We start from the raw sequence: 15,986 nt of genomic DNA on the forward strand, positions 1-15,986 counted from the left end.
TGACCATGAGTGTGAGTGTCTTTTTATATTTAGAGGAGGAATTGGAATTGACAATTGTTAAAACAAGTAATCTAGGTTTTCCGCGAATTGGTTTAAACAGAGAATGGAAAAAAGCACTTGAGTCTTATTGGAAAGGTCAAACTGACCGAGAAACCCTCTTAAGCACACTCGATGAACAATTTTTAGCCGCTATTAAAACTCAAATTGATCAACAAATTGACGTTGTTCCTTCTGGGGACTTCACCTTCTACGATCACGTGCTGGATACTGCCGTTATGTTCAATTGGATTCCAGAGCGCTTCCGCAGCTTGAAAGACCCGCTAGATACATACTTTGCGATGGCAAGAGGAACAAAAGATGCTGTCTCAAGTGAAATGACAAAATGGTTTAATACAAACTATCACTACATCGTTCCAGAATACGAAAAAAGCACAGAATTCAAACTCACACATAACAAACCGCTTGAAGCATACGAAAAGGTGAAAAAAGCGTTTGGTGTTGAAACAAAACCTGTCGTTCTTGGTCTTTATACATTTGTTTCTCTTTCTAAAGGCTATGAAGCCAATGAAGTGAAAGAGATTCAGCAGCGCCTAGTGCCGCTTTATACTCAGTTGTTAAAAGAGCTTGAAGAAGCCGGTGTAAAATGGGTTCAAATTGATGAGCCTGCTTTAGTCACAGCTTCAAGTGAAGACGTGAAAGCAGTAAAAGCCATCTATCAAACGATTAAAGAAGCTGTACCTGCCTTAAACGTTCTCCTTCAAACATACTTTGACTCAGTAGATGCCTATGAAGAGCTTGTGACGTATCCTGTTGAAGCCATCGGTCTTGATTTTGTCCATGATCAAGGACGAAACCTTGAACAATTGAAAAAACACGGCTTCCCAAAAGATAAAATTTTAGCAGCCGGTATCATTGACGGCAGAAATATTTGGAGATCAGATCTAGGAGAAAGATTATCGTTTATTTCTGAAGTGATTGCTGACGTGCAGCCGAAAGAAGTATGGCTGCAGCCTTCAAGCAGCCTGCTACATGTCCCAGTTGCAAAACATCCGAGCGAACAGCTTGAAGATAAACTATTAAACGGACTTTCTTATGCCACTGAAAAGCTGGCTGAATTAACGCTATTAAAAGAAGGCTTATCAAAAGGAGCGGCTGCCATTGATGCAGACATCCATGCAGCAAATGAAGCACTTCTGACGTTAAAAGAATTCGCGAAAGGAACGAATGCGGACCTGACAGCAGAGCGCAACAATCTTTCATCAAAAGATTTTAAACGTCCAGTTGCTTTTGAAGAACGACTACGCATTCAAAATGAATCTCTTGAACTGCCGCTTCTTCCAACCACAACAATCGGAAGCTTCCCTCAGTCAGCTGAGGTGCGCAGTGCTCGTCAAAAATGGCGCAAAAATGAGTGGACAGATGCAGAGTATGATGAATTTATTAAAAAAGAAACAAAAAGATGGATTGATATTCAAGAAGAGATTGGCCTAGATGTACTCGTTCATGGAGAATTTGAACGTACAGACATGGTTGAATACTTCGGTGAAAAACTCGCTGGATTTGCCTTTACAAAATTCGCTTGGGTTCAATCTTATGGGTCACGCTGCGTGAAGCCGCCGATCATTTATGGAGATGTAGAATTTACAGAGCCAATGACAGTGAAAGAAACGGTTTACGCTCAAAGCTTAACGGAGAAAAAAGTCAAAGGAATGCTGACAGGGCCTGTCACGATCTTAAACTGGTCTTTCCCAAGAACAGATATCTCTCGTAAAGACATTGCCTTCCAAATCGCTTTTGCTTTACGTAAAGAGGTAGAAGCGTTAGAAGCAGCGGGTATTCAAGTGATTCAAGTGGATGAACCTGCGCTAAGAGAAGGTCTTCCTTTAAAAGAGAGTGATTGGGCCGCATACTTAAACTGGGCAGCAGAGTCATTCCGTCTATCGACATCGTCTGTTCAAAATGAAACGCAAATTCATACACATATGTGCTACAGCAACTTCGAGGATATTGTTGATACGATTGAAGACCTTGATGCAGACGTGATTACGATTGAACATTCACGCAGTCATGGCGGGTTCCTCGATTATTTAGAAAAACACCCGTATTTGAAAGGCCTTGGACTTGGGGTATATGACATTCACAGCCCGCGCGTTCCATCTGTTGAAGAAATGAGTAAAATCATTGATGATGCACTGAACGTATGTCCGACAGATCGCTTCTGGGTCAACCCTGACTGTGGACTGAAAACAAGACAAGAACCTGAAACCATTGCTGCTTTGAAAAACATGGTGACAGCTGCTGAAGTCGCTCGTAAAAAGCTAGCGCAGCACGCATAATGGACTCACTCTTCCCCTGCTGAACATTTGGTAGGGGTTTTTTATCCGTAAATTGTCCTGTTCGATCTCCTCCTACAATGATTCCTTTTCTATCATGATTCGTTTATACTAGAGAAGTCAGTCGAACAAAGGGAGGAAGACAATGAATCACGAAGCTTTTTTACAACGCGCAATTGATCTTGCAGTAGAAGGAGTAAATAGTGGCACAGGCGGCCCTTTTGGAGCGGTCATTGTCAAAGACGGTCAGATTATTGCAGAGGGAAGCAACAATGTCACAACAAGTAATGATCCAACTGCACATGCAGAAGTGACAGCTATTCGAAAGGCGTGCCAAACACTACATACATACCAATTAGAAGACTGTATTTTGTATACAAGCTGTGAGCCTTGTCCAATGTGTCTTGGTGCTATCTATTGGGCTAGACCAAAGGCCGTATATTTTGCCGCTGGACACAAGGATGCAGCGACTTCTGGTTTTGATGACTCCTTTATTTATGAAGAAATCAATAAAGAATACGAATCAAGAAACATTCCATTTTACCAGCTGACCCTTCAAAAAACCCTCGCTCCATTTGAAGCATGGGACACATACGACAAAAAGAAAGAATATTAAAAAAAGACACCTGCTCCACAGCAGATGTCAGTAGATTCTTGAGAAAGGGCTAAATTTTAGCCCTTTTTTCTTTTCATGATTCCGCCACTTCAAGCTCTACTTCGATGTTTCCTCTTGTTGCTTTTGAATATGGACAGAATTCATGTGCAGCCTCAACAAGCTCTTTCGCTTTGTCATGATCAAGCCCTTTAGCGGAAACAATCAGCTTCACGCCAAGTTTAAAACCGCCATCACTTTCATCTTTTAATAGACTGACATGTCCTTCTACTTCTGATTCAATTTCGACACCTTGCTTCTTGGCGACTTGTTCAAGCGCCCCTCCGAAGCAGGCCGCATAACCCGCTGCAAATAATTGTTCAGGATTCGTACCAGTTTCTCCATCTTTCTTTGCGTTTGGCATCACAATGTTGTGGTCAAGCACACCATCATCAGAACGAACATGTCCTGCTCTTCCGTGCTGTGCTTTTACTTTTGCAGTAAATAATGGTTTCATCTTGATCTCCTCCTTCTTCTACTTATACCTTTCACGTTCTATTCGTTGCTCAAACATTTATGGCACATTGAAGAATTTTTCATTTTTAGTCTGTAGTTATTTTAAAAAGGAAGAAAATCTTATACAATGATAAGTATGACAAAAAATAGTTGGTGACAGATATGACAAATGAATTTGAACATATGAAGCTGGAAAATCAGCTTTGTTTCTTGTTATATGCAAGTTCAAGAGAAATGACGAAGCAATATAAACCATTATTAGAAGAGTTAAATATCACATACCCGCAATATTTGGCACTGCTTTTGTTATGGGAGCATGGGACATTAAATGTGAAAACAATGGGAGAGCTTTTATATTTAGACTCCGGTACACTCACACCTATGCTAAAACGAATGGAACAAAATGGACTCATCATCCGTGAACGTTCAAAAGAGGATGAGCGTTCGGTCCAAATTCGTTTAACAGAATACGGAGAAGCTTTACAAGAGAAGGCCACTTCGATTCCATTTCAAATGCTGTCTGGAACAGGCAGATCAGAAGAAGAGCTGAAAACACTTCGCGCTTCTTTACATGAGCTTCTGCAAAAATTAACACAATCAAAAGGCTGAGGGAATATTCCCTCAGCCTTTTTTTTGATGTCTATTATTGAGCGACAGCTACTAATTCTACTTCAATGTTTCCTTGCGTTGCTTTTGAGTATGGGCAAACGCCGTGTGCTTTATGAACAAGTTCATCAAGTGCAGATTGCTCAATTCCAGTTCCTTTTACTTCTAATTTGACACCTAGTTTGAAACCGCCGTCTGAACTGTCTTTGATTAAGCTTACATGTGCCGTTACTTCACTTTCAAAACGGATACGCTCTTGTCTTGCGACCATTTGAAGGGCTGAATCAAAACATGCAGAATAGCCCGCTGCGAATAATTGCTCTGGATTCGTTGCTTTCTCAAGCTTTTTCGCTCTTGGCGTTCCTGGCATTGCTACATCATGCTCTAGTACACCATCTGTTGACACAACCTTACCTTCTCTTCCTCCTACAGCTGATACCGTTGCAGTAAATAAAACTTCTGACATGAATATAACCCTCTTTCGCTCTATTAATATTTCCTACAATTTAATTGTACACAATCTAAATTCAAGAGTCAATGAAAAACACTCACTTTCATCTTTCCTCCATTTTTTATTTTTATGAATGTGCAACCTACGATGATTGAAGCGGTCAATAAAAAAAGCCCTTTAAAAAGGGCTTTCAGCTTGTAGACAAAGTCTACAAGCTTTTTTGTATAATAAGGGTAATAACACAATTCTGTGGGGGATAAACATGTTATCGAAACGTGAAGAAGAAAGAAGAAATCAATTAGAAGTAGTGGCCTTAGATGAATTAGTGCCTGAAGATCATCTTGTACGAAAAATTGATCAAGCGATCGACTTTGATTTCGTTTATGATCTTGTCAAAGATCATTATAGTTCTGACAACGGTAGACCAAGTGTTGATCCCGTTGTTCTCATTAAGATGGTCTTAATTCAATATCTATTTGGCATTCGCTCTATGCGGCAAACCATTAGAGAAATTGAAACCAACGTGGCTTATCGTTGGTTTATTGGATATGGATTTTCCGAGAAAATCCCGCACTTTTCTACCTTCGGTAAAAACTACGTGAGACGCTTCCATGATACAGATTTATTCGAACAAATTTTTTACCGAATCTTAAGAGAAGCGATGAAAAAAGGACTCGTTGACCCTTCTATTGCCTTCATTGACTCCACTCATGTAAAAGCGAATGCCAATAAGAAAAAACTTGAAAAGAAAATCGTTCGAGTAGAGACGAGAAGTTATCAAAATCAGCTTCATGAGGAGATCAATATTGACCGTGAAGAACATGGAAAAAAGCCTTTACCCCTACAGAATAAAGAAGAGACAAAAGAAATCAAGGTAAGTACGACTGATCCAGAGAGTGGTTACTATGTGAAGGATGAGCGAGAAAAATCATTTGCCTATTCATTTCATACGGCTTGTGATTCTAAAGGATTTATTTTAGGATCACTGGTCACAGGTGGAAATGTTCATGATAGTCGTATGTTGGATTCACTCGTATTAAAGGTGACAGAAAAAGTCGGAAAACCATTTGTAGTCGCAGTAGATGCAGGATATAAAACACCTTACATCGCTAAGTTTTTAATGGATCAAGAGATAAGACCTGTCATGCCTTACACTCGCCCAAGAACAAAAGCTGGTTATTTGAAAAAGAATGAATACGTGTATGATGCATATTTTGATTGTTACATTTGCCCCAACGGGCAAATTCTCTCTTATCGTACAACGACTAGAGAAGGCTATAAGCAATATGCGTCTGATTCAGAGGTATGTAAATCCTGCTCGTTTTTAAATAACTGTACACAAAGTCAAAATCACACTAAACAAATTCATCGGCATATTTGGCAGGACTATCTAGATGAAGCAGACCATCTGAGGCTGACACAAATGAATAAAGACATCTATGCAAAACGGAAAGAAACAATAGAACGCGTTTTTGCGGATGCAAAAGAAAAGCATGGTATGCGTTGGACGAAACTTCGAGGACTGAAAAAAGTTTCAATGCAGGCGATGCTTACTTTCGCTGCCATGAATCTTAAAAAGCTAGCAAACTGGACATGGAAAGAGCCATGTCCAGCGTAAAACACATAATGTTTTTATCAAAAAATGTGAAAACCCCACTTTTACTTGAAGTAAAGGTTGGGTTTGTCTACGGTCTGAAAGCCCTTTAAAAAGGGCTTTTTAGATCGTGATATGCTGCGGATTCGGTTTTTCTAGCGTATGGTTTCTGTTATCGGGGTCGGCATTAGGTGATGTGATCCATAATGCCAAGATCGTGATGCTTGTACAGACGACTGCCCATTTTTTAAAATTCATATAAACAATCCCCTCTCTGAATATAGATACGAGCATGTTCCGCTTCCCCATAGAACATGGAAGATTTTTCATAATCCTCCATTTCATTATAATACTTTGCGGTGTCTAAAGCCAGCTCTTCTATATCTGGATATGCATAAGAAGATTCTAAAAAATGGAAAATCCGTTTAATATGCTCTGCATCTTGTCGTAAGTACAACGCTTCTAAAAAAATGGTCTTCTGAATATGAATGTCATCCTGCAGAGCTTCTGCTCGTTTCATACATTCTTCTCTGTAATATAATGCTTCATCGTTTTTACCTTGTTTGTATAAGATCTGAGCGGCTGTATAAAGAGGGTCTATCGATCGACGAAGATGATCAGATTGGTTTTGATCAAATAATGAGATGGATTCTTTCATTAAGTCGAGTGCGCGGTTCAAGTCTCCCATTCTGTAATAACTGTTGCCCATATTAAACAAAGAAGAAGCAATAAAACGCACATTCTGAAAGTCTCTTGACCTTGCAAGTGCTCTTTCGAGATGTGGCAATGCCTTTTCATGCCTTCTCATATCATCATAATTACCGGCTACAATAAATTCACACTGAATGGTACGAAGCGCATATAGTTCGTGCTGAATATAGACATCCAGCGCTAGTTTGGCATGGTGCATCGAAATGTGTGTTTGTTTCATGTGATAATATATTTCTGACATTTTAAAATGAAATTCTGCACGTTCAATATCGTCGGATACAAAAGAAAGCTTGTGCTCTGCCTTTTGATAGGACGATATGGCAGCAATGTACTCTCTCCGGCCGAACTCATACATGCCTCTGAAGAAATGATAGTAATATTCAAGCATGCCTGTGACATGCGTTTGATGCTCATCTATTTCTTTCGAAAGCTCGGAAAAGTTGGCGCGAAGCTTTCCTTCCTTTAATGGCTTTAAATAATCGAGCATGACCTCATGCCTGAATTCCATTAAAGAAAAATAGAGAAGCAAATTCTGATCTTCTTCCATTGAATCAAGAGAGGTGCGAATTTCCTGCTTTAACTGTTCTGCTTGTTCTGAATCAAATCTGCGGATTAATTCATACCACTTGTTGATTTTCACTCCAATATCCGAAGAGGGAATGATTTTCGCCATACGTTGCCTTCTCCAATCTTCTCAAAATATAAAACATTACCATATTTTATCATACTTGACCGAAGAAATACAAAAATGAAAGGAAAAAGAGAGCCTTGTGCGATAAGACTCTCTTTTTGGATGGGTTATTCTCTTATTTGTCCTTGACCACGAATCACAAATTTTTCAGAGGTTAGGGCTGGCAGACCCATTGGTCCTCTAGCATGCAATTTTTGTGTGCTAATGCCGATTTCCGCTCCGTAGCCAAATTCAAAGCCATCTGTAAACCGGGTAGATGCATTATGATACACAGCGGCAGCATCAACGGCTGTTAAGAAAAGTGCCGCATGCTGCTCGTTTTCCGTAATGATCGCTTCAGAATGCTTAGAGCTATACATTTGAATATGCTGTATCGCCTCTTCCATGGTCTTGACGGTTTTAATACTGACAATCGGCGCTAAAAATTCCGTTTCAAAATCAGTGGTCGTCGCTAATGTGGCACTAGGTGCAAGTGCACATACTGCTTCATCGCCCCGTATTTCTACACCATGTGTCTGAAGTGCTTCAAAAAGCGAAGCGCCATGTTCTTTTGCCCATGTTTCATGAATGACAATGCTCTCAATGGCATTACAAACAGATGGTCTTTGTGTTTTCGCATTCAGAACAATTTGTTCAGCCATTTCTTTTTGGGCTGTTTCATCAATGTAAATATGACAATTCCCTGCACCCGTCTCAAGTACTGGAACAGTAGACTCTCTCACAACAAGATCAATTAAATGTTTCCCGCCGCGTGGAATAAGGACATCTAGATAGTCATTTAAAGTGAACAGGGTTTTAGCCGTCTCACGGCCTGTATCTTCAATCAATTGTACACTGTCTACGGGAATATCCGTTGGTTGCAGCGCTTCATGAATGACTTTCACAATCGCTTTATTACTATGAATGGCCGATGAACTTCCTCGAAGAATCACAGCATTTCCAGTTTTCAAGCAAAGAGTGGCCGCATCGACTGTCACGTTTGGTCTTGCTTCGTAAATCATCCCAACCGTTCCAAGAGGCACACGTACTTTTTCAATGAGAAGCCCGTTTTCTTTTTGAATGGTCTCTAATGTTTCACCAATTGGGTCTTTGAGCTGAATGAGTTGATGCGTAGCGTCTGCAATCGCTTCAATTCTCTCTTCTGTTAATGTAATTCTGTCGATCACAGATGGCGTGAACTCTTTGTCTATAGCCGCCTGAACATCTTTTTGGTTTTCGGCAATTAAATAAGCTGAAGATGCTTTTAATGCTTTTGCAATAGCGTCTAATGCAGCATTCTTTTGTTCAGTCGTTTTTAATAGCAACTGATCTTTGGCTGCGCTTGCCTTTTTTGCTTTTTCTAGAACTTCATTCATCGTTTTCCCTCCTCAGTTTTGTACGTGCTGAACCCAGTGATCTCGGTGAATGACTTCAGGTTTTTCATAAGAAAGCTCCTGACTTCGCATCCCTTTAATGCCAAGAAGCTCATCTGAATCATACAATGTTTGCCCTTTACCGACTAACCCGTTTGGACCAACAACTTCGACGACCTCTCCTTTAGAAAATTCACCAGCTACATCAATGACACCAGCTGGAAGAAGACTCCTTCCATTATGCAAAATCGCCGCCTCTGCCCCCGCATCAATCATGATCTTTCCAGAGACTGGTGAGTGGAATTGAATCCATTGGCGACGGTTATTGACTGATGATAAGTCTTGTTCACCAATATATGTGCCGTCCCCTTGACCAGCGAGAATGTGAAGAAGCTTGTCTTCCCCTGCACCTGTACCAATGAAGACTTTAACGCCAAGGGAGAGAGCTGTTTGTGCAGCTGAAAGCTTAGATTTCATCCCGCCTGTTCCAACCTTTGAACCCGTACTTTTCGCATATGAGAACAATTCATCTGAAATGTGAGTCAGCACATCAAACCGCTTCGCATCAGGATTCTCACTTGGATTGGCATCATAAATTCCGTTGATATCTGTTAAAATGATCAATTGGTCTGCATGAATTAAGCCACTGACCAGTGCTGATAACATGTCATTATCACCAAAGGTAAGCTCCTCGATGGACACAGAGTCATTTTCATTAATGATCGGTAAAATTTTTCTTTCGAGCAGTTCCATCATTGTTGCGTAAGCATTTCGATATCTTGTACGATCTGAAAAGTCATTACGTGTTAAAAGCATTTGTGCAGGCGTCATCTGAAACTGTGAAAATAGTTCTGTGTATTTCTGCATTAACAAGCCTTGACCTACGGCAGCAGCAGCCTGCTTCCCTTTTAAGGTCACAGGTCTTGACGGATATCCTAAACTGCCAAATCCCGCCGCAACGGCTCCTGACGAAATGAGAATGATTTCATGTCCTGCCTCTTTTAGCTTTGCAATGGCTTTGACATGATCCTGCATTTTTTGTTCATCAATGGCTCCTTTTTGCTCTGTTAATGAACTGCTACCAATTTTTATGACGATCCTTTGCTTTTTCATCATTGATTCCCTCCGCTATACCTTTCACCACATAAAAAATCCCTTTTTCTCCTTATGTAAAGGACGAAAAAGGGATTTTCCGTGGTACCACCTTCATTGAATAAGCATACGTCTGCTTATTCCACTCAACTCCTGTAACGCCAGGCATGCGCTTAGATTTTTCCTCTAAGGCTCAAAGGGTAGGTTCAGCAGCTGTCTGCGGCAAATGTTTCAGCATGTCATTTGCTCTCTTTTACACAGCAGGTCCTGCTTACTATTCCTTCTCAACGCTCGTTAATTTTTTTATATTATCACCAATTGCTTCAGAAAAGTCAAGCGGTCAATTAAACACAATCGTTTTATTCTCATGAACAATGATTCGATCTTCCAGATGCCATTTGACAGCTCGGGCAAGCACACTGCGCTCAATCGTGCGGCCAATATTTTTTAATGCCTCTGCATCATCTCTATGATCTACCCGCTCAATATCCTGTTCAATGATTGGCCCTTCGTCTAAATCATTTGTCACGTAATGAGAAGTCGCCCCAATCAGTTTAACCCCTCGCTCATATGCACGCTTGTAAGGGTTAGCCCCTATAAAAGCCGGCAGGAAGGAATGATGAATATTAATGATTTTGTTCGGGTGCTGTTCGATAAAGGCTGGCGTCAAAATTTGCATGTATCTAGCAAGCACAACCGCATCAATATCATATTCTTCTAATAATGCAAGCTGTTGTTTTTCTGCATCTTGGCGAATGTCTTTATTTGCTTTCACGAAGTGGAATGGAATGCCGAGTGCTTCGACTGTATCTTTTGCCGTTTCATGATTGCTGATGACAACCGCTATTTCAGCCATTAAATTACCGCTTTGCCATTCCCATAAAAGTTCATGTAAACAATGAAGCTCTTTGGACACAAAGATCGCCAGCTTTTTCAGATCACTTGCACGCGACATGCTCCATGTCATGTGAAATGATTGCGCAATTGGCTCAAAACTGCTTTTCAATTGATCTAAGTTGGCAGAAATGTCTTTCCAATCAAATTCAATTCTTAAAAAGAACCGGCCACTCTCATGATCTGTTGTGTATTGACTAGATTCGATGATGTTTGCTCCATGTTCAAATAAAAAAGTAGAAACAGCTGACACAATACCAGGCTGATCCGGGCAGCTGACTAAAAGCCTTCCTTTTTGCTCATGCTTTTGTCTGTGTAATTCAAGTTTCTCTGTAATCAATGTTCTCATGGCTTATGACCTCATTTACGTTTTTCATTCTAATGAAATATTATACTGGACTGGAAAGAGAAAAAGCAATTAAGTGCCGTATTTTTTATTGAATATTCATTCAATTCTGCACCTGGCGTGATATAATATGAATAGACCTTTTATCACAAAAGGAGTGATGGAGATGAAAAGCATGACTTTGTTTGGTAAAGTGAGCTTTTGGCTCGGCATCGTATGTCTAATCACGGGCATTTATCTATTTATGACCGGAGAAAGACTCATTCCTTTACTTACATTTGGTGTATGTTTTCTGCTTGTGAGTCAGCTTTACCGCAAAAATGAAAACGATTCCAATCATCATTCGATGTAGCAAAAAGGCTGGCACATGTTTGCCAGCCTTTTCTTATTCAATGATTTTCAACCCGACCGCTGCTGATAAAATCAGTGCGATAAAGAAAATACGTTTTGCGTCTTTCGACTCACCATAAAACAGCATCCCAACAATCGCTCCTCCAGCTGCTCCGATTCCTGTCCAAATCGCATACGCCGTTCCCATCGGAATTGTATTCATCGCAAGAGACAGCATCAGAAAGGAAAGCGAAAAGCCAGCTGCTATGAAGAAAATCCATTTGACATGGCGATCTTTCTGGAATTGATTCATCATGGTGACACAAAGCATTTCTAAGATGCCTGCCCCAATGAGTAAAAGCCAGCTCACGATTCAGCCTCCCCTTTCTTTTCACCTGTGGTCAATTTGAGTCCTAATACACCGCTTAAAAGCACCATGATCAAAAGTAATTTTACTAGCTGTACCGGTTCACCCATGACCATCCCTACTATGACCGTACCGGCTGTTCCAAGTCCGGTGAAAACGGCGTAAAGTGTGCCAACTGGAAGTACAGTCGTGGCTTTCAGGAGTAAATAAAAGCTGACAACAATACAAACGATGGTTGCGCTCCATTCCAATATAGAGCCAGCATATTTCAACCCCATCACCCAGCCGACTTCAAATACGGCTGCAATCAAAACATTTCCCCATTTCATTCGATCTCTTCCTTTCTTACCGATTCCAAGCAATAAAAAAAGCCCGGAAATCGATCGTTTGATCAAATCTCCCGGGCTTTTATCCCTCCGTGTCCATACGGTCTATTGTGTAGACCCTATGTGTTTTCTCTCGGTCCAGACTGCGCTGCCCGCACGGAACCCTAGAAAACCAATTCATGATAATCAGATCTAGCGTAGAGCCGATTCTGTATGAAAAAGTGTATCACACCCTGATATGCCGGTCTACCACTTTGCTTTTCCCCTTCAAATATACTTGTTCATTTTTCGAAAGAAAGTGGATGAAAGCGAAGTATACTAAATGTTAGAAAGAGGAACGACCACATCACTGATATAATAAAACAAGAGGTGGATCAAATGATGATGACCGACGAACAAAAACACGAATTTTATCAAGCACTTGTTGATAAGAATCCGCAATATGATGGCACGTTTTTTGCTGGTATTAAAACAACCGGCATCTTCTGCCATGCCACGTGCACTGCTAGAAAACCAAAATATGAGAACTGCGAGTTTTTCTTTACAGCAGAGGAGGCACTGCTTGCAGGGTATCGGCCGTGTAAGCGATGCACGCCTTTAACATATCCTAACAGCATTCCAGAAGAAGTCAAAACACTTGTATCAGCAGTTGAAGAGAGTCCTGAGAAACGGTGGAAAGAAGAAGATTTTCGCCAATTAGGGATTCACTCTGCAACAGCTCGGAGAAAATTCAAAGAAATCTATGGAATGACCTTTGTTCAATATGCTAGATCACGCCGAATGGGGCTAGCGTTTAAAGAGATTCTGAACGGAAAAAAAGTCATTGATCAGCAAGTCACCTTCGGTTACGAGTCTTCCAGTGCCTTCAATGATGCCTTTACGAAAATCATGGGGAATCCACCCAAAAAGGCGCAAGTCAATATTTTGCATGCGAATTTTATTTCTACTCCGATTGGGCGGATGATGAGCATTTCAGATGCAACCCATGTGTATTTGCTTGAATTTATGGACAGGCGAGGATTAGAAAGAGAAATTGAGAACATCAGAAAAAAACATCATGCCCGTATTTTAGTTGGAGAAACAAACGTTCATCAGCAATTAGCAAAGGAATTGGCCTTATATTTTGACAAGAAACTCACGCAGTTTACTGTGCCACTTGCTATACAAGGCACCCCTTTTCAGAAAAGGGTATGGGATCTTCTATTACAGATTCCGCCAGGCGAAACGAGATCGTATCGAGATCTTGCCATCATGCTTGGCGATCCCCATTTGGTTCGGGCAGTTGGAAATGCAAATGGTGCCAATCAGTTGGCCATCATCATTCCTTGTCACCGAGTCATTCAAACAAGCGGTGAACTTGGCGGATATGGCGGGGGAATCGAACGAAAGAAATATTTACTTCAGTTAGAACAGCGTCTATAAAAGAAAAAGCGGCTCTCCTTATGATTCAAGCGAGCCGCTTTTTCCGTCACGAGTAACACTGTAAACATCAATCATTTGATCCCATTTTGAAATGGTTTTTTCTTTTTTCATCCCCATTTTCATTGCGACCTTGACTGACGCTTCATTGTCAGGGCGAATTAAGCTGACCATTCGCCTCACCTTCATTTCGTCAAAACCATACGCAAGACAGCCTTTTGCAGCCTCAACAGCATATCCTTTTCCCCATGCCGATCTCTTTAGCATATAGCCAATTTCAAGCTCTGTTTGTCCTTCGACGTTTTGGAGAACAATTCCGCTTTGTCCAAGTGGTTCTTTCGTTTCTTTTTCTTCAATGATCCACAGGGATGTATGGTAAGTGCGGTCATTCTTTTGATTCCAAGCAATCCACTCTTTTGTCTGCTTTTCATCCTTTAGTGAAGGATAAAACTTCATGACCTCTTCATCTTGGAACAGCTTTTCGTATAAAAAAGGCGCATCGTCTTCATCCATTGTTCTCAGTCTGAGACGCTCTGTTTCGAGCACGATCCGTGTTTGATGTGCCATTTTTTATCCCCCCCTGCTTACTTGCTAAAAATATCCCCGAACAACCCATTTGAATCTGGGGCAAAGTAATGGAACCCCGCACCCGTTAAACTAGCAGCTAATGCGGTCCACATGATTAAACTGACCGTCATCCACACAGTGACTTGTTTTCTTTTCGTACCGAAGCTCATACACATAAAAGCCGCTAAATGACTGCCAATGATAAAAGGACCGATAAGTGCCAAACCAGGGAGACCATACCGTTCCCAAACCTTTCTGGCTTTCAGCTGTTTTTTCTCTCCTTTTTCATCATGTTTCTCCTCTTTCCTTTTCAGCCACCACGCTTTAAATCGGTCCACGAAGACGATGAGTAGCAAGACGGTAAGAAAGTTGCCGACGAATCCAATAACTGCCGTTGTCACAGGATGCAGACCACTTAAAATCCCCAGCGGAACGACACCAACCACTTCAAAGAAAGGTAAAGCAGCCAATATAAAAACGAGTACATACCCCCATACAATATCCAATCACAGAACCCCTTTTCATTTTTGTCCTCTTCTCATTGTAAAGAAAAATGTGATCCCATATCTACATTTTTTTAGAAAAAGAAAAGCACATCGCAAGTGATGTGCTCTATCTACATTAAATGTTCATTTTTCTTGTTTGTTTTCTGTAAAAAAGCGATTGTGAGCAAGACTAAAATCACAATGGATACCAGACTTGTGAAAAGAAGCATCAGAGGTGATGTCCATCCAAGCCATTCGAATAGGAGTTGCGGTCCAAAGAAGATCAACGGAATGAGCGACATCATATTCGCCTTTAATATGGCATTCAATAAGACAATACACAGCAGCAACAGAAGAATGACGCCCCATCTTTGGCTCGAGGTCAGCACAAGTAAAGGAGTACCAAGTTTTTGGTCCAATAATTTCACTGTGATCAAGGCTGTCATCTGAAAAACACCTAATATCCAAAAGTAAAAGAATGCCCTCCCGCTTGTTTGAAAGGCAGAAGCTCTAAACATCACAATGGTCATGATCACATTGGCCACTATGATGAGCGGATAACCAATGAGTGCATACCAAGAATACGATAAACTTTGACTGATGGCATCTGCTAACATCATGTAAAAAAGAGATCCAATTAAAAAAGCACTGACAAACGGAACCCAGTCTTTATGATTTCTAGAAAGCTCTTTCGCTAGCTCGTCAGCAAAGCCCCGTGGATCTCCGCCAAATACATCTTCCCCTGTTTTCCCATCTTTCTCAGCTTCGACAGCATGTGTTGTTAATTCATCCATCACCTCGTCGATCTCGTCCTGATTTTTCCCTTTTGATATGAGATAGAGTTGCAGCTCTAATAAGGTATGTCTCGTTTCTTTTGTTACCATCTTCTCACTTCCCTTTATGTAATAATCGCTCTACATTCCCTGACAGCTCATTCCATCGCATGGTAAAATCCGTCAGCGCTTCTTCGCCTCTTTGTGTGAGCGTATAGTATTTCCTTTTCGGTCCACTCGCCGATGCTTTTGTGGACGTATGAACCAGTTGTTCTTTTTGCATGCGCAGCAAGATCGGATAAATACTGCCTTCACTAATTTGATCAAACCCATAGTGAGCAAGCTTCTTTGTCATTTCATAGCCATAAATTTCACCTTCAGAAATAATCGACAGCAGGCATCCCTCTAAAATTCCTTTTAGCATTTGTGTTGATTGTGTCATCATCGATCCTCCGCTTTCAGTACCTTGCATGACAAGATAGTTTGATCTTACCACACACTATCTTGCTATGCAAGATACCGACTCAGAAAAAAATCACCG

At 40.9% G+C, this 15,986-nt stretch carries 19 protein-coding genes, 1 riboswitch and 1 other annotated feature; of the genes, 6 read left to right on the forward strand and 13 right to left on the reverse strand.

Annotation, left to right across the window (positions count from 1 at the left end):
- The first annotated feature begins 47 nt into the window (after positions 1-47).
- Together metE and MHH23_RS14770 are read left to right on the forward strand one after the other, a co-directional pair.
- Positions 48-2,336, forward strand: coding sequence for a 5-methyltetrahydropteroyltriglutamate--homocysteine S-methyltransferase (gene metE, locus MHH23_RS14765; protein ID WP_340959731.1), 2,289 nt, complete (start codon positions 48-50; stop codon positions 2,334-2,336).
- 142 nt (positions 2,337-2,478) lie between these two features.
- A complete protein-coding gene (locus MHH23_RS14770; RefSeq protein WP_008346184.1) occupies positions 2,479-2,949 on the forward strand; it encodes a nucleoside deaminase in 471 nt (156 codons plus the stop codon).
- Positions 2,950-3,022: 73 nt separating this feature from the next.
- Here MHH23_RS14770 and MHH23_RS14775 read toward each other — a convergent pair whose 3' ends face one another.
- Positions 3,023-3,442, reverse strand: coding sequence for an organic hydroperoxide resistance protein (locus MHH23_RS14775; protein ID WP_008346186.1), 420 nt, complete (start codon positions 3,440-3,442; stop codon positions 3,023-3,025).
- A gap of 161 nt (positions 3,443-3,603) precedes the next feature.
- Here MHH23_RS14775 and MHH23_RS14780 point away from each other — a divergent pair, with 161 nt between their 5' ends.
- On the forward strand, positions 3,604-4,050 hold the full coding sequence (locus tag MHH23_RS14780) for a MarR family winged helix-turn-helix transcriptional regulator (protein WP_008346188.1): 447 nt from the start codon (positions 3,604-3,606) through the stop codon (positions 4,048-4,050).
- Between the two features lie 34 nt (positions 4,051-4,084).
- Here MHH23_RS14780 and MHH23_RS14785 read toward each other — a convergent pair whose 3' ends face one another.
- Positions 4,085-4,513, reverse strand: coding sequence for an organic hydroperoxide resistance protein (locus MHH23_RS14785; RefSeq protein WP_007498801.1), 429 nt, complete (start codon positions 4,511-4,513; stop codon positions 4,085-4,087).
- Positions 4,514-4,760: 247 nt separating this feature from the next.
- Here MHH23_RS14785 and MHH23_RS14790 point away from each other — a divergent pair, with 247 nt between their 5' ends.
- Positions 4,761-6,116, forward strand: coding sequence for an IS1182 family transposase (locus MHH23_RS14790; RefSeq protein ID WP_073416015.1), 1,356 nt, complete (start codon positions 4,761-4,763; stop codon positions 6,114-6,116).
- A 99-nt stretch (positions 6,117-6,215) separates the two neighbouring features.
- Here the strand turns inward: MHH23_RS14790 and MHH23_RS14795 are convergent, their stop codons facing one another.
- From MHH23_RS14795 to purU, 5 genes are all read right to left on the reverse strand, one after another.
- On the reverse strand, positions 6,216-6,350 hold the full coding sequence (locus MHH23_RS14795) for a hypothetical protein (RefSeq protein WP_008346190.1): 135 nt from the start codon (positions 6,348-6,350) through the stop codon (positions 6,216-6,218).
- Positions 6,340-7,476: a Rap family tetratricopeptide repeat protein gene (locus MHH23_RS14800; protein WP_024719625.1), complete on the reverse strand. Its 1,137-nt coding sequence runs from the start codon at positions 7,474-7,476 to the stop codon at positions 6,340-6,342. The genes MHH23_RS14795 and MHH23_RS14800 overlap by 11 nt, the downstream gene beginning before the upstream one ends.
- Positions 7,477-7,601: 125 nt before the next feature.
- The gene (locus MHH23_RS14805) at positions 7,602-8,849 is read right to left on the reverse strand and encodes a glutamate-5-semialdehyde dehydrogenase (protein ID WP_041092333.1); all 1,248 of its coding nucleotides are present in this window, start codon (positions 8,847-8,849) and stop codon (positions 7,602-7,604) included.
- 12 nt (positions 8,850-8,861) lie between these two features.
- Complete coding sequence (gene proB, locus MHH23_RS14810) at positions 8,862-9,959, reverse strand: glutamate 5-kinase (protein WP_156060684.1); 1,098 nt, start codon at positions 9,957-9,959, stop codon at positions 8,862-8,864.
- A gap of 56 nt (positions 9,960-10,015) precedes the next feature.
- Positions 10,016-10,235, reverse strand: a binding site (T-box leader).
- Between the two features lie 43 nt (positions 10,236-10,278).
- Positions 10,279-11,181, reverse strand: coding sequence for a formyltetrahydrofolate deformylase (gene purU, locus MHH23_RS14815; protein WP_007498809.1), 903 nt, complete (start codon positions 11,179-11,181; stop codon positions 10,279-10,281).
- Positions 11,182-11,344: 163 nt separating this feature from the next.
- On the opposite strand from purU, the gene MHH23_RS14820 reads away from it, so the two are divergent.
- Positions 11,345-11,530, forward strand: coding sequence for a hypothetical protein (locus MHH23_RS14820; protein WP_024719622.1), 186 nt, complete (start codon positions 11,345-11,347; stop codon positions 11,528-11,530).
- A gap of 33 nt (positions 11,531-11,563) precedes the next feature.
- On the opposite strand, the gene MHH23_RS14825 is transcribed toward MHH23_RS14820, so the two are convergent.
- Complete coding sequence (locus tag MHH23_RS14825; protein WP_017367096.1) at positions 11,564-11,878, reverse strand: DMT family transporter; 315 nt, start codon at positions 11,876-11,878, stop codon at positions 11,564-11,566.
- Positions 11,875-12,204: a DMT family transporter gene (locus MHH23_RS14830; RefSeq protein WP_024719620.1), complete on the reverse strand. Its 330-nt coding sequence runs from the start codon at positions 12,202-12,204 to the stop codon at positions 11,875-11,877. Before MHH23_RS14830 ends, MHH23_RS14825 begins: the two co-directional genes overlap by 4 nt.
- 66 nt (positions 12,205-12,270) lie before the next feature.
- Positions 12,271-12,380: riboswitch (guanidine-I (ykkC/yxkD leader) on the reverse strand.
- Between the two features lie 199 nt (positions 12,381-12,579).
- On the opposite strand from MHH23_RS14830, the gene MHH23_RS14835 reads away from it, so the two are divergent.
- A complete protein-coding gene (locus MHH23_RS14835; protein WP_047945982.1) occupies positions 12,580-13,623 on the forward strand; it encodes a bifunctional transcriptional activator/DNA repair enzyme AdaA in 1,044 nt (347 codons plus the stop codon).
- Positions 13,624-13,641: 18 nt separating this feature from the next.
- On the opposite strand, the gene MHH23_RS14840 is transcribed toward MHH23_RS14835, so the two are convergent.
- From MHH23_RS14840 to MHH23_RS14855, 4 genes are all read right to left on the reverse strand, one after another.
- The gene (locus MHH23_RS14840; protein WP_340959735.1) at positions 13,642-14,187 is read right to left on the reverse strand and encodes a GNAT family N-acetyltransferase; all 546 of its coding nucleotides are present in this window, start codon (positions 14,185-14,187) and stop codon (positions 13,642-13,644) included.
- Between the two features lie 17 nt (positions 14,188-14,204).
- Positions 14,205-14,693, reverse strand: coding sequence for a small multi-drug export protein (locus MHH23_RS14845; protein ID WP_007498817.1), 489 nt, complete (start codon positions 14,691-14,693; stop codon positions 14,205-14,207).
- Positions 14,694-14,803: 110 nt separating this feature from the next.
- Entirely contained in the window at positions 14,804-15,556 is a 753-nt protein-coding gene (locus tag MHH23_RS14850; protein ID WP_268361379.1) for an HAAS domain-containing protein, read from the reverse strand.
- A gap of 4 nt (positions 15,557-15,560) precedes the next feature.
- The gene (locus MHH23_RS14855; protein WP_017367090.1) at positions 15,561-15,887 is read right to left on the reverse strand and encodes a PadR family transcriptional regulator; all 327 of its coding nucleotides are present in this window, start codon (positions 15,885-15,887) and stop codon (positions 15,561-15,563) included.
- Positions 15,888-15,986: the final 99 nt, after the last annotated feature.

Source organism: Bacillus sp. FSL K6-3458, assembly GCF_038005045.1.
Lineage (GTDB): Bacteria > Bacillota > Bacilli > Bacillales > Bacillaceae > Bacillus > Bacillus altitudinis.

What these genes read in the sequence shown, in the direction of transcription:
- MHH23_RS14770 (WP_008346184.1), top strand. Translation starts at nt 2,479, where the DNA reads ATGAATCACGAAGCTTTTTTACAACGCGCAATTGATCTTGCAGTAGAA.
- MHH23_RS14775 (WP_008346186.1), bottom strand. Translation starts at nt 3,442, where the DNA reads ATGAAACCATTATTTACTGCAAAAGTAAAAGCACAGCACGGAAGAGCA.
- MHH23_RS14780 (WP_008346188.1), top strand. Translation starts at nt 3,604, where the DNA reads ATGACAAATGAATTTGAACATATGAAGCTGGAAAATCAGCTTTGTTTC.
- MHH23_RS14785 (WP_007498801.1), bottom strand. Translation starts at nt 4,513, where the DNA reads ATGTCAGAAGTTTTATTTACTGCAACGGTATCAGCTGTAGGAGGAAGA.
- MHH23_RS14790 (WP_073416015.1), top strand. Translation starts at nt 4,761, where the DNA reads ATGTTATCGAAACGTGAAGAAGAAAGAAGAAATCAATTAGAAGTAGTG.
- MHH23_RS14795 (WP_008346190.1), bottom strand. Translation starts at nt 6,350, where the DNA reads ATGAATTTTAAAAAATGGGCAGTCGTCTGTACAAGCATCACGATCTTG.
- MHH23_RS14800 (WP_024719625.1), bottom strand. Translation starts at nt 7,476, where the DNA reads ATGGCGAAAATCATTCCCTCTTCGGATATTGGAGTGAAAATCAACAAG.
- MHH23_RS14805 (WP_041092333.1), bottom strand. Translation starts at nt 8,849, where the DNA reads ATGAATGAAGTTCTAGAAAAAGCAAAAAAGGCAAGCGCAGCCAAAGAT.
- proB (WP_156060684.1), bottom strand. Translation starts at nt 9,959, where the DNA reads ATGAAAAAGCAAAGGATCGTCATAAAAATTGGTAGCAGTTCATTAACA.
- purU (WP_007498809.1), bottom strand. Translation starts at nt 11,181, where the DNA reads ATGAGAACATTGATTACAGAGAAACTTGAATTACACAGACAAAAGCAT.
- MHH23_RS14820 (WP_024719622.1), top strand. Translation starts at nt 11,345, where the DNA reads ATGAAAAGCATGACTTTGTTTGGTAAAGTGAGCTTTTGGCTCGGCATC.
- MHH23_RS14830 (WP_024719620.1), bottom strand. Translation starts at nt 12,204, where the DNA reads ATGAAATGGGGAAATGTTTTGATTGCAGCCGTATTTGAAGTCGGCTGG.
- MHH23_RS14835 (WP_047945982.1), top strand. Translation starts at nt 12,580, where the DNA reads ATGATGATGACCGACGAACAAAAACACGAATTTTATCAAGCACTTGTT.
- MHH23_RS14840 (WP_340959735.1), bottom strand. Translation starts at nt 14,187, where the DNA reads ATGGCACATCAAACACGGATCGTGCTCGAAACAGAGCGTCTCAGACTG.
- MHH23_RS14850 (WP_268361379.1), bottom strand. Translation starts at nt 15,556, where the DNA reads ATGGTAACAAAAGAAACGAGACATACCTTATTAGAGCTGCAACTCTAT.
- MHH23_RS14855 (WP_017367090.1), bottom strand. Translation starts at nt 15,887, where the DNA reads ATGACACAATCAACACAAATGCTAAAAGGAATTTTAGAGGGATGCCTG.